Below are 13,954 nucleotides of genomic sequence, written 5' to 3'. Positions count from 1 at the left end.
TAGTAACATGATATTAGAAATGAAAGTCCCTTCACCGGGAGAATCGATTACCGAGGTAGAGATTGCGGAATGGCTTGTTTCGGATGGCGACTACGTAGAAAAAGACCAACCTATTGCTGAGGTCGATTCCGATAAAGCGACACTTGAACTTCCTGCGGAGCAAAGTGGTACCATTACTTTGAAAGCAGAAGTAGGCGACGCCGTGGCAGTCGGTGCCGTGGTATGCTTGATCGACACTAGCGCCAGTGCACCAGAAGGGGCTAGTAAAGATGCGGAAAGCACCATGGGCGGGGGTGATGAAGGTTCCGGTTCGAATGCTGAGAAAGACCTCGCTCAGGATCAGAAAGCTACTCCAAACTCCGAAGACCATAAAAAAGCACCACAACCGGCTCAAGCCAAGGAAACTTATGCGTCTGGTGTGGCCTCACCGGCAGCCAAGAAAATACTTGATGAGAAAGGTATCGATTCCAAAGGGGTAAAAGGTACCGGTCGCGATGGTCGTATCACCAAAGACGATGCAGTGAAGGCCGTACCCTCTATGGGAACGCCTACCGGCGGAAACCGTGGTGAAAGCAGGACCAAACTTTCGATGCTCCGTAGAAAGGTAGCCGAACGCTTGGTTTCCGCAAAGAACGAAACGGCCATGTTGACGACCTTTAATGAAGTAGACATGTCTCCGATTTTCGCCTTGCGAAAGGAGTATAAAGAAGCTTTCAAGGAAAAGCACGGGGTGAGTTTGGGCTTTATGTCCTTTTTTACCAAAGCGGTCGTTCGTGCGCTCCAGATGTATCCGGCGGTGAATTCGATGATCGATGGCAAAGAAATGTTAAGCTATGATTTCTGTGATATCAGTATCGCGGTGTCCGGGCCTAAAGGTCTTATGGTGCCGGTAATTCGAAATGCCGAGAACCTGACGTTTAGAGGAATAGAAGCTGAGGTAAAACGACTTGCGTTGCGTGCTCGCGATGGTGATATCACCGTAGATGAAATGACCGGGGGTACGTTCACCATCACCAATGGGGGTGTTTTCGGTTCCATGTTGAGTACACCGATTATCAACCCGCCACAGAGCGCTATTTTGGGAATGCACAATATTGTAGAACGTCCGATTGCCAAAGATGGTCTCATTGCTATAGCGCCTATCATGTATGTGGCAGTCTCGTACGACCATAGAATTATCGATGGGAAGGAGTCGGTCGGTTTCCTGGTGGCCATAAAGGAAGCTTTGGAGAATCCAGAGGAAATCTTGATGGATGGTGATGTAAAAAAGGCGTTGGAAATGTAAAGCCTATCGCTCAGCTTTCTTTCAAAGACTTGCATAGTAGCTTGAAGATAGTGCGATATATGAACATCAAGACTCCAAAGGCGTTGAAAACCTTTGGGGTCTTTTTTGGTCGGTTCTTTTCATTTTTGGCAACCTTATCCTATCCGACAATCCCTATGAGGATTTTGCGAATCGCAATCAATTGCACCCAAGGTCGGTTCTCGATTGCTCGTCCGCAACAGGAAAGCAGTGTCCGGTTGGCAGGCGCTCCGGAACATAGCGGTCGAGGTTCGGATCGAAAAGACCGTTTTCGATAAAAGCGGTCAGTTGTGTAATTTCCGTTTCGGAAAGTCCGAGAGGAGTAAACTCTTTCGAGATATTTTCCTGTGGTACCACTTCGTTCTCTGCAACGGCCATATTTTTGTATTCCAATACCTCCCGTACCGAGCCAAAGCAACCACCGTGTCCTAGAAACTTTAGGTCCCTAAGATTATAAATCGTTGGGGTTTTGAACTTATAGTCGTCCTCAGGATTGTTGGTAAAGCCACCACGACCTTTGATATCGGCTTCTATAGGTGCGCCTATGATTTCGGCACCGCTCAAGTCATTCATTCCGAGGGCATGAAAATCCATCCCGTTCAGGCCGGGACCGGAATGGCAGCTATAACAATTTCCCTTTCCGAAAAATAATAGGGCGCCTTGTTTTTCATCTGCGTTCAAAGCGTCACTATCCCCTTGAAGCCATCTTTGAAAAGGCGCCTCCGAGGCGACAACGCTACGTTCGTATGCCGCAATCGCCAGAGCACCGTAAAGCTTAGTGTAGCGTTCGGTGGTCGGAACGTTCGGAAAGGCCGCATCAAAAAGTGCTTTGTACACCGCGTTATTTTGCAACATTTCCGGGTCGAATTTCAGGCGATGCACATCCGAGCCGGCAATGGCTTGTATTTCTACTCCTTCAAATCCTAAGCTATTAGTTTCTTTTGGTGTTTCGGTGGTCCACGATGCTTCGGTTCCCGCATTAGTCTTGGTGGCACCGAATTGGCCGTTCCACAGCATGACATCCTGATAAGCGGTATGGAGTATCGTGGGCGACCGTAAGGGCTGTACATCGACCATGGCAATATCGTAATTGGGGTCCATTTTTCTTGATTCACCCAACAGTCCAAATCCTGTACCGCCTTCTCCGATACCTTGTTTCATTCCACTCTGAAAGCCTGCTTTTGCATGATGGCAGCTAGCACAGGAATAGGTGCCTGTTCCCTCAACTTGTTTTGGCGCTGTGCCAAGACCGGTTTCATGAAATAGCAATTTTCCCAGGGCTACCTTTTCAGAGGTAATGGGATTTTTGGGGTCACTAGGTATTCCGGACAAATCGTTATGCGGTAGTTTGAGGTCATCCAAAGAAGCGGTAAGCTGAAGGATTTGCTCCTCCAGCTCGGTGTCGGATGATATAGGCGAGTATTCCTCGTTATCCGGCGAACATGAAAAGCCGAGCACCAAGACGCCTAGACAGGCGGCATAAAAAAAAGATTTGGTCATTTTACAAAAATTTGGGGATACAAAAAACGAAAAATTCCATATCCTCAGAAATTATTTTCGTTGAAACTATCCGAACATCGTTAAAGTTTTGAAAGATAGGAAATGACTTATTTTGTATCAACCAAGATTGTACAGGCTGTTGCCATACTTTTGTTATTCACGGTTTTTAAGGTATAGTCGGCGCTTTTTGTAATCGATAATGGCCTTTGCCTTTTTTAAGATGTCTGCACCGATAATCCCATCTACCGGAAGGGCGTTGTGTGCCGTAAGGGCCTCGTTAACGTGACCTAGGTCAAATAACACGATTTTCAATTTCGACTTTTCCCAATTACCAATGACTATCTTGTTTTTAGTGGAAATCAATGTTTCCATATCCGTAGCACCGGCACCGGCCGCCTTTATTTTTGAGGCCTTGGAGGTAAGGTTGAAAAATGAGATTTTATCGAAACCTACACAGGTATTCGATGCGCCGGTATCGAGTATGAATCTTCCGGAGATTTCGTTTATTTTGGCGACCATCTCAAAATGGTTTGTTGCCGTGAGGGTAAGGGGAATAGCGGTATATTTTTTTTTGGACAGGAATTTTTTTAGGGATGACATAGAATTGGGATAATGTCCGCCATGGCCGAACATGAAGTTAAACTTAGGTTTGAACTTGCAAAGATAATCCTATTTTTGTCGCATGATGCTAGTTGACACCCACACACATTTATATAGCGAAGCGTTCGATGATGATCGTGAGGATATGATTCGCCGCGCTATGGATGCCGGTATAGAACAATTTTATATTCCGGCGATAGATTCTACGTATACCCAACGGATGCTTGACCTAGAGTCCGCTTACCCAGAAAATATATTCTTAATGATGGGGCTGCATCCCACCCATGTAAAGGAAAATTACGAAGATGAGTTGCAACATGTTCAAGAAATGCTGGGGTCGCGAAAATTTTATGCGGTTGGTGAAATCGGAATCGATTTGTATTGGGAGCAGCGCTTTTTAAAACAACAGCAAGCTGCTTTTAAGCAACAGATTGGCTGGGCCAAACAATATGGTCTACCCATCGTTATTCATTGCAGGGACGCCTTCGATGCCGTATTCGAAGTGCTAGAGGGCGAGAGGGGAGATGAACTATACGGAATCTTCCATTGCTTTACGGGAACTTTTGAACAAGCGCAACGGGCGATATCCCTCAACATGAAATTGGGTATCGGTGGTGTGGCTACCTTTAAAAATGGTAAAATAGACCGGTTTCTCGACCAAATCGACTTAAAACATATTGTCCTGGAAACCGACTCCCCGTATCTTTCTCCCGTACCATACAGGGGTAAACGAAATGAAAGTGCCTATCTTATTAAGGTTCAGGAAAAATTGGCGGAGATTTACGGGGTATCCTTGGAAGAAATCGCGAGGATAACCACCGAAAATTCCAAAGAGGTCTTTGGTGTTTCGTAAACCAGGTTTTCGATAGTTTGCCTAAGTAGCAACGACTTTTTAAAAAGCGGTGCAAAGTGAGCGGTGTATATGCGGTGGTATTTAGTAGAAGTAAACGCTTCCCGTATTCGTAAAAGTTAATGGAAACCATAACGTTTTAGACTTGAAAGAAGAAACCAAAATATTATTGATCTACACCGGTGGCACCATTGGTATGGTAAAGGATTACCGATCCGGTAGCTTAAAGGCCTTCAATTTCAAAAAGTTGCTAAAGAATATTCCGGAGCTGAATCTTTTGGACTGCGGAATCGACACCGTTTCGTTCAAGAATCCCATAGATTCTTCCAATATGAATGTGGGGTATTGGGTAGAACTGGTAGATATTATTGACCGATTTTATGATAGTCACGATGGTTTTGTGGTGTTACATGGTAGCGATACCATGAGTTACACGGCTTCCGCATTAAGTTATATGTTGGAAAATTTGTCTAAACCGGTCATTTTTACTGGGAGCCAATTACCGATCGGCGATTTGAGAACCGATGCCAAGGAAAACCTGATTACTGCTGTACAAATAGCCGCCTTACGGGAAAAGGGAAAATCGGTCATTCGTGAGGTATGCTTATATTTTGAATACAAACTCTACCGAGCAAACCGTACCACGAAGATAAATGCAGAACATTTCGAGGCCTTCCAGTCCTCTAATTATCCACCTTTGGCAGAATCCGGGGTTCATTTGAAGGTATACAAAGAAAACCTGAAAAAAATCAGAAGAACGAAGAATCTGGTGGTGCACAAAAAGATGAGTGAAAATGTGGCTATTTTGAAGCTGTTTCCTGGTCTGGGTGAAAAGGTACTTGAAAGTGTACTTTCGATTCCCGATTTAAGGGCATTGATTTTGGAAACCTATGGCTCGGGAAATGCCCCGAACGAACCATGGTTCCTGAATCAATTAAAAAAAGCGACAAAAAACGGACTCCATATCGTCAACGTAACCCAGTGTTCAGGTGGTGGCGTACTCATGGGGCAGTACGAGACAAGCGAACAGCTTAAAAAGCTGCAAATCATTAACGGTAAGGATATTACCACCGAAGCTGCCATTACCAAGCTCATGTACCTCTTGGGTACCGGGGTGTCGGATGCCCTCTTTAAAACGGTATTCGAAACTTCGCTACGTGGGGAAATGTCGTAATTTTTCCTGTTTTAAGTTTCGGCGAGTCCTATTTTTTTCGTTATTTGCCCTCCCTTTAAAAAAGGTAATGTGACTTTTCCCGGTTTCAAACGGAAGTTGGGACGAGTTCAACTAGAGAGGTGGCCGAGTGGTCGAAGGCGCACGCCTGGAAAGTGTGTATACACCACAAGTGTATCGAGGGTTCGAATCCCTTCCTCTCTGCTAGAACCAAATGTGCAACCGTACAGCAATCACTATCTTGTTCAAGTCGATCAGTTTTGTACGGTATTAGTGCGGTCAATCGTGCACATCAAAGCAACCTGAAATCGTCAACCATGCGGGTCGTACGGTTTAGTGCCGAACTAGAAACTTTAAAATAGTAGTTCCGGAAGAAATCGAATCCTGCTCCGACGAGTAGTAAAATATTGATTGGAGACGGTTGAAATTTTGGCTGTTTTTGAATTACGGAAGCGGCTTTTACGGTATTCGTGCATAACTATGTAAATAGCGAGCACTCCGTTAAAGTTTTACTTTCATTATTGCGAAATTTTTTTATCTTTAACCCTTTAACTAACTAATCTTAAGTTCGAAAAAAATGAAAAAATCATTCTCTATCCTAGCAATGTCTGGGTTATTTGTTTTAAGTACAAATACTGTGAACGCTATGACAACTGTGGCAACTATGTTGCAGGATGCCCCTGCGGAAGTTGAAAAAGGCTTTACCCAAATATTAAAAGAGCAATTTATACAAGGGGGTGCCAGTTTCATGGGTATCGTTCTTTTGTGTTTGATTCTTGGTCTGGCCGTTGCTATCGAAAGAATCATCTATTTGAACATGGCGAGCACGAACACCACAAAATTAAAGTTGCAGGTCGAAGAGGCATTGGCTTCCGGTGGCGTAGAGGCTGCTAAAGAAGTTTGTAGAAATACAAAAGGGCCCGTTGCATCGATATATTACCAAGGCTTGGATAGGGCAGGTGAAAGTATTGATTCAGCCGAAAAAGCGGTGGTTTCCTACGGTGGTGTACAAATGGGGCAATTAGAGAAAAACGTGTCATGGTTATCACTATTTATCGCTATTGCGCCGATGCTAGGGTTTATGGGTACGGTAATCGGTATGATTCAGGCCTTCCAAAAGATTGCGGCGGTAGGTAATTTGAGTGCGTCCCTTATTGCAGGTGATATTCAGGTGGCATTATTGACTACGGTATTTGGTTTGATCACGGCAATCATACTTCAAATATTCTACAACTATATCATTGCTAAAATCGACAGTATCGTTAACGATATGGAAGATTCTTCGATTGCTTTGATTGACATGTTGGTAGACCACAAAAAATAAGTTGCACGCCTTTAACACTTTTGAATTATGAATAAAATTGTAAAAATAGCATTAGTTGTCGTTGGCGTTATCGGGGCAGTGCTTTGGTTTATGTTGCCCTCAAGGGCCATGTCCGAAGCTGATCCTGCAATGGCTGCACAGAACGGTGCCATGAACGCCATGTTTTGGATTACCTATATTTTACTTGCAGTGGCTGTTATCGCTAGTCTCGGATTTGCACTTGTCAGTCTTTTTTCAAACCCGGCGAGTCTTAAGAAGACGCTTTTCATTGTCGGAGGTTTTCTTATCGCTGCTGCTATCGCCTATGTATTGGCCGATGGTACGGATGTAAGTATACCTGAAATGGCTAGCAAGGGAATAGAAACTTCTGAAACGACCATTAAAAGAATCGGAATGGGTCTTAACTTATTCTTTATCCTCACCATTGTTGCCGTTGGCGCAATGCTATGGGGCGGAGTGAGAAAGACCATAATCAAAAAATAAAAATTATGCCTAGAAGAGCAGGAGCACCAGAAGTAAATGCAGGTTCTATGGCAGACATTGCGTTTCTATTACTTATCTTTTTCTTAGTAACTACCACTATTGAAACAGATGCCGGTTTGGATCGTATGTTGCCACCTATAGAGCCGCCTGAGAATGATGTTGTGATCAAGCAGAAGAACATCTTTCAGGTAAATATCAGTAAGAGCGGCCAATTACTGGCCGATGGAAATTTGACGGAGCTGACGGCTTTGCGGGAAAAAGCGATGGCCTTCTTGGAAAACAACGGAGACGGGTCCTGTAATTATTGTAGAGAGGGGAAAAAAGACCCTACATCTTCGGATAACCCTACGAAAGCGATTATTTCCTTGAAAAACGATAGGGAGACCAAGTATGGCACTTATATTACCGTTCAAAATGAATTGGTAGGTGCCTATAACGATTTGCGTAACCGCGAGGCAGAGCGTTTGTTCAAACGCTCATTTACCGATATGGAAGCCGAATACATCAAACAGGAGACACCTCCTAGTGTAAAGGCAGAATTGAAAGAAAAGATAACGCGTATTCAGGATATGTTTCCCCAGAAACTATCAGAGGCGGAGACGTCGTCATCTTCATCAAACTAACAGCATAAAAAGAATATAGGATATGTCTAAATTTGCAAAGAAAAAAAGTGGGGAATTGCCAGCGGTCTCAACGGCCTCACTACCTGATATTGTCTTCATGTTGCTGTTTTTCTTCATGACGGTAACCGTTATGAAGGACAATACCTTGAAAGTCAAAAACGAACTGCCGCAGGCCAGTGAAATCAAAAAGTTGGAAAAGAAAGATCGGGTCATCACAATCTATGTGGGTGCGCCTGACGATCAGTACGCCAGCCAGTATGGTTCGGAACCTAAAATTCAGCTCAACGATAAATTTTCCAACGCTTCGGACGTGGGGGATTTCATTTTGATGGAAAGGGCTAAAAAGCACCAAGACCTACAAAATGTATTGACTACCTCCTTGAAAGTTGATCGAAATGCTAATATGGGATTGATATCCGATATCAAGCAGCAACTTCGTGAAGTGAACGCGTTAAAGGTAAATTATACCACCTACGAGGGTGACGCCTTCAACAATCTTAAGAATTAGGAATACATTCAATTTTTAAAAAACGCTCCAAATAACACTATTTGGAGCGTTTTTTATTTGCTAACTTTATGGTCATGAAAGTATTTTTTACTGGCGCCGTACTGTTGTACTCCTTGGCAATGCATGCCCAGTTCGTTCAGGATTCGGTAATAGTAGACAAGCAGTATCTGGAAGACCAGTTCTATTTGGGAATTACCTATAACTTTCTACTTTCCAAACCGGAGAATGTAGGTCAACAAAGCCTTTCATATGGGTTGCGCGCCGGTTTTATTAAGGATATTCCGTTAAATCCCGAAAGGAACATCGGTCTGGGTGTGGGAATCGGGTATGGGGTCTATTCGTATTATTCGAATTTAGTGGCCACAGAGGCAAGCGGGGCGGCAACCTATAGTGTAGTGGAAACGGATAATAATTTTGAACGGAATAAAATCGAGACACACCTGATTGAAATCCCGATCGAGTTTCGTTGGCGCAAATCTACCCCGACCGAATATAAGTTCTGGCGCATATATACAGGATTCAATCTAAGCTATGTGCTCGGTGCCCGATCGAAGTACGTGAGGAACGTGGATGATCGTAGCGTTAAAACTTCCTTCAATAATACCGATGTAAGCAAATTTCAATATGGGCTGACTTTCAATATCGGATGGAATACCTTCAACATACACGCCTACTATGCTTTGAACAATTTGTTCGAGCGCGGTGCCCTGCTTGATGGGGAGCGTATCGATATGAAGCCTTTACGATTGGGCTTTATTTTTTACATCCTATAGCTCAAAACAATTTCGGGCATAGCTGTTCATGATTATAGCTTATGGCACGAATATTGTGATTTCCTTAACAACACCTTCCTTCCCATTTATCAACGACCCAAAAGGTTAACCCCTTTTCGTACATCACGAAGAGATGGTAGACTTTCGTCTTCCCACTAGTAATGCTACGGTATAATCTAAACTTTTACATTATGGGAAAACGAACTGCAGTGCCCACCGTTAATGCCGGCTCAATGGCCGACATTGCTTTTTTATTATTGATATTTTTCTTGGTCACGACGACCATCGAGACCGATGCCGGTCTTGATAGAATGTTGCCAAATACAAATCTCGTACCTCCCTTGGTACAGAAAGAACGAAATGTCTTGGAAATTTCAATCAACAAGGAGAATGAACTAATGATAGATGGGCACCCATTGAACCTGTTTGAACTTCGGGAAACGGCAATACGTTTTATTGATAATGGCGGGGAACCGGAGAAATGCAATTATTGCAAGGGACGGCGTAGTCCTGAATCTTCAGAGCACCCTTTGATTGCAATAATATCGGTAAAGAACGACCGGGAAACTACCTATGAAACCTACATAGGTGTGCAAAATGAACTAGTCGCCGCTTACCATGCCTTGCGGAACAGGGAGGGACAAAGTCTTTATCAGCAAGACTATACGGCTATGGAAGCTGCCTATACCGATTCCAGAACCGATGAGAACACCAAAATTATCTTGAAAGGGTGCATAAAGCAATTACAGGAAATGTACCCTTTGAATATTATAGAACCGATAAACTAGCGCATTATGTCGAGATTTAATAAAAATGTCAGCTCAATACCTGAAGTATCTACAGCTTCATTACCCGATATTGTTTTTATGCTGTTGTTCTTTTTCATGACCGTCACCGTGATGAAGGACACGACCTTAAAAGTAGATAATGTATTGCCCAATGCTACCGAGACCAAGAAATTGGAGAAAAAAGACCGGGTAATATCCATACATATCGGTCGACCGACCAAAGACCTCGAGGAGGCGCTGGGTACCGAACCGCGCATACAGCTTGAGGATAAGTTTGCATACCTGTCGGATGTTGGACCCTATGTGCTCGCCAAAATAGCCCAGAAGCCGGAACACTTAAGACCCTACGTAACCATTTCGTTAAAGGTGGATAAAAAGGCGGGTATGGGTATTATTCAAGATGTGAAACAGGAATTACGGAAGGTCGGGGCTTTAAAAATAAATTATACCACTTATGAGGGAGAAGCGGTGCACGATAGTAGCTCACATCCAAAACTTAATGGTCAGTAGTTGGGAAAATAGTCCTATAACAAGTCCTACGACTATTTCTGGGCCATTATGTGCCCTAGCGTAGAGTCTGGAAGTGGCGACCAAGCCGATTGCCAACATAGTTAGGCTAAGGGCAATGGTAATGTTTGTTTCAAAATGAACGCTTAGGCATACCAAGTACATGAAAAGGCTGGCGATACCCGTCATGTGCAGACTGCTCTTGAAATTTAGAAATAAGAGTACCAAAGAAGCAATTGCGGCGCTAGTCAGGCCAACAAAAAAATAAAACAGCTCTATGGTATAATTGTTCGGAATGACCTTGTACAAAATCATCAGGAACAGCAGAATGTTGATGTATAATGGAAAGCGTCGCTCTCGTGCATTGGGTACAAACACCGACTTCACCAAGCCTATATTGTTGAGAATCAGATAAAAAATAATGGGAATAATCACCGTGAGAATAAAAATAGGAAGCACATTACCACTTTGAACGGCCAATGGACTGTATTTGGGGGTAATTCGAAAATACGCCAAGGTACCGGCGATTGGAATGAGCAAAGGATGAAATAGATACGAAACGGTTCTAAGAATCAATTTCATTAGATCTGCTTTCGTAAACGGGCTACGGGTATGTCTAACTGTTCCCGGTATTTTGCAACCGTTCTCCGGGCAATAGGGTAACCCTTTTCTTTGAGGATGGTGGCCAGTCGGTCATCCGTAAGTGGTTTTTTCTTGGTCTCCTCTGCAATAACGGTTTCCAATATTTTTTTGATTTCCTTGGTCGATACATCTTCCCCTTGGTCGTTCTTCATCGATTCGGAAAAGTACTCTTTGATGAGTTTTGTGCCATACGGAGTGTCGACATACTTGCTGTTCGCCACTCGGGAAACCGTTGAGACATCCATATCGATTTCGTCGGCGATATCCTTTAAGATCATAGGGCGCAGATTGCGCTCGTCCCCTGTTAAAAAATATTCTTTTTGATAGTTCATGATCGCACTCATGGTCACGAAAAGGGTTTGCTGCCGTTGTAAAATGGCATCGATAAACCACTTGGCGGCATCGAGTTTCTGCTTGATGAACATGACGGCATCTTTCTGTGATTTCGATTTATCCTTAGCAGCCTTGTAGCCCTTGAGCATATTGTTGTACTCCCTGGAAACACGTAATTCCGGAGCGTTTCTCCCGTTAAGGGTGAGTTCAAGTTCACCTTCTACGATTCTTATGGAGAAATCGGGCACAACATGTTCGATCATGCGGTTGTTGCCCGCATAGGAACCTCCCGGCTTGGGGTTCAATTTTTCGATTTCGGAAATAGCATCTTTTAGTTGCTCCTCGGTAATGCCATGCTTTTGAATAAGCTTTTTGTAGTGTTTTTTCGTAAACTGGTCGAACGATTTTTCGAGTATCGCAATGGCGAGTTCTACGCTCGGGTTGGGCTCCTTTCGCTTTAACTGAATGATGAGGCATTCCTCCAAAGAACGTGCCGCCACCCCTGGCGGATCCAATTCCTGAACCATTTTCAGTACTTTCAGAATCGTCTGCTCGTCCGTATAAATGTTTTGGGTAAAGGCCAGATCGTCTAGAATGTCTGTAATCGGTCTGCGGATATAGCCGCTTTCGTCGACACTACCAACCAGAAATTCGGCGATACTCCATTCCTCATCACTAAGGTAAACGGTATTCAATTGGCTGATCAGATACTGATTAAAAGATGTGCCCGCAGCGTAGGGAACACTCTTTTCATCATCATCTGCACTATAATTATTGGCCTTGGTCCTATAATCGGGAATTTCATCGTCACTCAGGTAATCGTCAATATTAATGTCCTCGGTCTCGATGGTCTCGTTATCAGTGCTGTCATCGAACTCCGAATCGAAGTCGTCGTCAATGGTTTCACTCTCCTCCTTACCACTTTCCAATGCCGGGTTTTCCTCCAGTTCCTGCTTTAGCCGTTGTTCGAATGCCTGGGTGGGCAATTGTATCAACTTCATCAACTGAATCTGCTGAGGCGATAGCTTTTGCGATAATTTAAACTGTAAGTGTTGTTTTAACATTGGTAGTATTGTCCTTTCCTATAAAAATAGAGATTTTAGAATTAAAATTCAGCATTCTGGGGCGTTCTCGGAAACGGAATCACATCCCTGATGTTGCCCATGCCCGTTGCGAACAAAACCAAACGCTCAAACCCAAGGCCAAAACCACTGTGTACGGCGGTTCCGAATTTTCGTAGGTCCAAATACCACCAAAGTTCTTCCTCGGGAATGCCCAAGGCTTCCATTTTACTTTTGAGTACATCCAAACGCTCTTCACGTTGCGAGCCACCTACGATTTCCCCAATACCGGGAAAGAGGATATCCATGGCGCGCACCGTTTTTCCATCTTCGTTCAATCGCATATAAAACGCCTTTATTTTCGCAGGATAATCGAAGAGGATTACGGGACACTTGAAGTGCTTTTCGACGAGGAAGCGCTCGTGTTCACTCTGTAAATCGGCACCCCATTCGTCAATCGGGTAGGTGAACTTTTTCTTTTTATTCGGTTTGCTGTTTCTCAATATATCGATGGCTTCCGTATAGGTGATACGTTTAAAATCGTTGTCTACCACGAAGCGTAATTTTTCAATTAGGGCCATTTCGCTGCGCTCGACCTGAGGTTTGCTCTTTTCTTCGTTTAACAGGCGTTCCTGAAGGAACGCTAAATCTTCCATACAATTATCCAGGGCATAGCGAACCACGCTTTTGATGAAATCTTCGGCGAGGTCCATGTTGTCATTAAGATCGTTGAACGCTACCTCGGGCTCGACCATCCAAAACTCGGCTAAGTGCCTTGAGGTGTTCGAATTCTCGGCACGGAATGTAGGTCCGAAGGTATAAACCTTGCCAAGTCCCATGGCATAAGCTTCTGCCTCTAACTGTCCGGATACGGTCAAATTGGTTTCCTTTCCAAAGAAATCTTCCTTATAATCAACTTCCCCGGCCTCGTTTAAAGACGTTTTTTTGGCATCCAAGGTGGTTACCTTAAACATTTCCCCGGCGCCTTCGGCATCTGAACCGGTGATGATCGGCGCGTGAAAATATTGGAATCCGTTTTGGTTGAAATACTGGTGAATGGCAAACGACAATGCCGATCGTACCCGCATGATGGCGCCAAAAGTGTTGGTGCGAACACGTAAGTGTGCCTGTTCCCTTAAAAATTCCAGCGAATGTTTTTTGGGGGAAAGAATGGTTAATTTCACTTCCTCCGGGTCGGCGGTACCATGAACGAAAATGTCAGTAACTTGAATCTCGACGGTTTGTCCGCGACCTTGGCTTTCGACCAAGGCACCGGTTACCTTCAATGCGGCACCGACAGTGATCTGCTGGAGTATCGTCTCGTTAAATTGATTCGACTCTACCACACATTGTATATTTTTCAGGGTCGAACCATCGTTAAGCGCGATAAAACGATCGTTTCTAAAACTCTTTACCCAGCCGTTTACGGTAACTTGTTGCGATTCGGGCGCAGTAGCGAGAACTGCTTTGATGCTTACTGATTTCATT

15 protein-coding genes and 1 tRNA gene are annotated in these 13,954 nt (G+C 44.0%); 11 read left to right on the top strand and 5 right to left on the bottom strand.

Annotated elements, in window-relative coordinates:
* Positions 1–7: 7 nt before the first annotated feature.
* Entirely contained in the window at positions 8–1,285 is a 1,278-nt protein-coding gene (gene odhB, locus FGM00_RS14570) for a 2-oxoglutarate dehydrogenase complex dihydrolipoyllysine-residue succinyltransferase (RefSeq protein WP_138853613.1), read from the top strand.
* 177 nt (positions 1,286–1,462) lie between these two features.
* On the opposite strand, the gene FGM00_RS14565 is transcribed toward odhB, so the two are convergent.
* Together FGM00_RS14565 and FGM00_RS14560 are read right to left on the bottom strand one after the other, a co-directional pair.
* Positions 1,463–2,803, bottom strand: a complete 1,341-nt coding sequence (locus FGM00_RS14565) for a cytochrome-c peroxidase (RefSeq protein ID WP_138853612.1) — start codon at positions 2,801–2,803, stop codon at positions 1,463–1,465.
* Positions 2,804–2,956: 153 nt separating this feature from the next.
* A complete protein-coding gene (locus FGM00_RS14560) occupies positions 2,957–3,403 on the bottom strand; it encodes a retropepsin-like aspartic protease (RefSeq protein ID WP_138853611.1) in 447 nt (148 codons plus the stop codon).
* Between the two features lie 82 nt (positions 3,404–3,485).
* Here FGM00_RS14560 and FGM00_RS14555 point away from each other — a divergent pair, with 82 nt between their 5' ends.
* The 10 genes from FGM00_RS14555 (at position 3,486) to FGM00_RS14510 (ending at position 10,433) form a co-directional block, all read left to right on the top strand.
* A complete protein-coding gene (locus FGM00_RS14555) occupies positions 3,486–4,256 on the top strand; it encodes a TatD family hydrolase (protein WP_138853610.1) in 771 nt (256 codons plus the stop codon).
* Between the two features lie 142 nt (positions 4,257–4,398).
* Positions 4,399–5,427 carry an asparaginase gene (locus tag FGM00_RS14550; protein ID WP_138853609.1) on the top strand — a complete coding sequence of 343 codons (1,029 nt, stop codon included), beginning with the start codon at positions 4,399–4,401 and terminating at the stop codon, positions 5,425–5,427.
* A gap of 113 nt (positions 5,428–5,540) precedes the next feature.
* Positions 5,541–5,628: transfer RNA gene (locus FGM00_RS14545), tRNA-Ser, on the top strand.
* 373 nt (positions 5,629–6,001) lie between these two features.
* Positions 6,002–6,748, top strand: coding sequence for a MotA/TolQ/ExbB proton channel family protein (locus FGM00_RS14540; RefSeq protein WP_138853608.1), 747 nt, complete (start codon positions 6,002–6,004; stop codon positions 6,746–6,748).
* Positions 6,749–6,775: 27 nt separating this feature from the next.
* A complete protein-coding gene (locus FGM00_RS14535; RefSeq protein ID WP_138853607.1) occupies positions 6,776–7,231 on the top strand; it encodes a hypothetical protein in 456 nt (151 codons plus the stop codon).
* A gap of 5 nt (positions 7,232–7,236) precedes the next feature.
* The gene (locus tag FGM00_RS14530) at positions 7,237–7,854 is read left to right on the top strand and encodes an ExbD/TolR family protein (protein WP_138853606.1); all 618 of its coding nucleotides are present in this window, start codon (positions 7,237–7,239) and stop codon (positions 7,852–7,854) included.
* Positions 7,855–7,876: 22 nt separating this feature from the next.
* The gene (locus tag FGM00_RS14525; RefSeq protein ID WP_138853605.1) at positions 7,877–8,362 is read left to right on the top strand and encodes an ExbD/TolR family protein; all 486 of its coding nucleotides are present in this window, start codon (positions 7,877–7,879) and stop codon (positions 8,360–8,362) included.
* Between the two features lie 74 nt (positions 8,363–8,436).
* The gene (locus tag FGM00_RS14520; RefSeq protein ID WP_138853604.1) at positions 8,437–9,135 is read left to right on the top strand and encodes a porin family protein; all 699 of its coding nucleotides are present in this window, start codon (positions 8,437–8,439) and stop codon (positions 9,133–9,135) included.
* A 191-nt stretch (positions 9,136–9,326) separates the two neighbouring features.
* Positions 9,327–9,923 carry an ExbD/TolR family protein gene (locus tag FGM00_RS14515; RefSeq protein ID WP_138853603.1) on the top strand — a complete coding sequence of 199 codons (597 nt, stop codon included), beginning with the start codon at positions 9,327–9,329 and terminating at the stop codon, positions 9,921–9,923.
* Between the two features lie 6 nt (positions 9,924–9,929).
* A complete protein-coding gene (locus FGM00_RS14510; protein ID WP_138853602.1) occupies positions 9,930–10,433 on the top strand; it encodes an ExbD/TolR family protein in 504 nt (167 codons plus the stop codon).
* Here the strand turns inward: FGM00_RS14510 and FGM00_RS14505 are convergent.
* The 3 genes from FGM00_RS14505 to asnS are packed head-to-tail and all read right to left on the bottom strand — an operon-like array spanning position 10,407 to position 13,953.
* On the bottom strand, positions 10,407–11,012 hold the full coding sequence (locus FGM00_RS14505; protein ID WP_138853601.1) for a hypothetical protein: 606 nt from the start codon (positions 11,010–11,012) through the stop codon (positions 10,407–10,409). The two genes, FGM00_RS14510 and FGM00_RS14505, sit on opposite strands and share 27 nt — an antisense overlap.
* A complete protein-coding gene (rpoN, locus tag FGM00_RS14500; RefSeq protein ID WP_138853600.1) occupies positions 11,012–12,469 on the bottom strand; it encodes an RNA polymerase factor sigma-54 in 1,458 nt (485 codons plus the stop codon). Before rpoN ends, FGM00_RS14505 begins: the two co-directional genes overlap by 1 nt.
* Positions 12,470–12,510: 41 nt before the next feature.
* Positions 12,511–13,953 (bottom strand): asparagine--tRNA ligase, encoded by a 1,443-nt coding sequence (gene asnS, locus FGM00_RS14495; RefSeq protein WP_138853599.1) that lies wholly within the window; start codon positions 13,951–13,953, stop codon positions 12,511–12,513.
* Position 13,954: the final 1 nt, after the last annotated feature.

The sequence above is a fragment of the Aggregatimonas sangjinii genome (assembly GCF_005943945.1).
GTDB classification, from domain to species: Bacteria; Bacteroidota; Bacteroidia; order Flavobacteriales; family Flavobacteriaceae; genus Pelagihabitans; species Pelagihabitans sangjinii.
This window is presented reverse-complemented; position numbering and strand designations above follow the sequence as displayed.

Coding starts and splice junctions, on each gene's coding strand:
- FGM00_RS14515 (WP_138853603.1), top strand. CDS start 9,327: ATGGGAAAACGAACTGCAGTGCCCACCGTTAATGCCGGCTCAATGGCC.
- FGM00_RS14540 (WP_138853608.1), top strand. CDS start 6,002: ATGAAAAAATCATTCTCTATCCTAGCAATGTCTGGGTTATTTGTTTTA.
- rpoN (WP_138853600.1), bottom strand. CDS start 12,469: ATGTTAAAACAACACTTACAGTTTAAATTATCGCAAAAGCTATCGCCT.
- FGM00_RS14530 (WP_138853606.1), top strand. CDS start 7,237: ATGCCTAGAAGAGCAGGAGCACCAGAAGTAAATGCAGGTTCTATGGCA.
- asnS (WP_138853599.1), bottom strand. CDS start 13,953: ATGAAATCAGTAAGCATCAAAGCAGTTCTCGCTACTGCGCCCGAATCG.
- FGM00_RS14555 (WP_138853610.1), top strand. CDS start 3,486: ATGATGCTAGTTGACACCCACACACATTTATATAGCGAAGCGTTCGAT.
- FGM00_RS14565 (WP_138853612.1), bottom strand. CDS start 2,803: ATGACCAAATCTTTTTTTTATGCCGCCTGTCTAGGCGTCTTGGTGCTC.
- odhB (WP_138853613.1), top strand. CDS start 8: ATGATATTAGAAATGAAAGTCCCTTCACCGGGAGAATCGATTACCGAG.
- FGM00_RS14560 (WP_138853611.1), bottom strand. CDS start 3,403: ATGTCATCCCTAAAAAAATTCCTGTCCAAAAAAAAATATACCGCTATT.
- FGM00_RS14505 (WP_138853601.1), bottom strand. CDS start 11,012: ATGAAATTGATTCTTAGAACCGTTTCGTATCTATTTCATCCTTTGCTC.
- FGM00_RS14535 (WP_138853607.1), top strand. CDS start 6,776: ATGAATAAAATTGTAAAAATAGCATTAGTTGTCGTTGGCGTTATCGGG.
- FGM00_RS14525 (WP_138853605.1), top strand. CDS start 7,877: ATGTCTAAATTTGCAAAGAAAAAAAGTGGGGAATTGCCAGCGGTCTCA.
- FGM00_RS14510 (WP_138853602.1), top strand. CDS start 9,930: ATGTCGAGATTTAATAAAAATGTCAGCTCAATACCTGAAGTATCTACA.
- FGM00_RS14520 (WP_138853604.1), top strand. CDS start 8,437: ATGAAAGTATTTTTTACTGGCGCCGTACTGTTGTACTCCTTGGCAATG.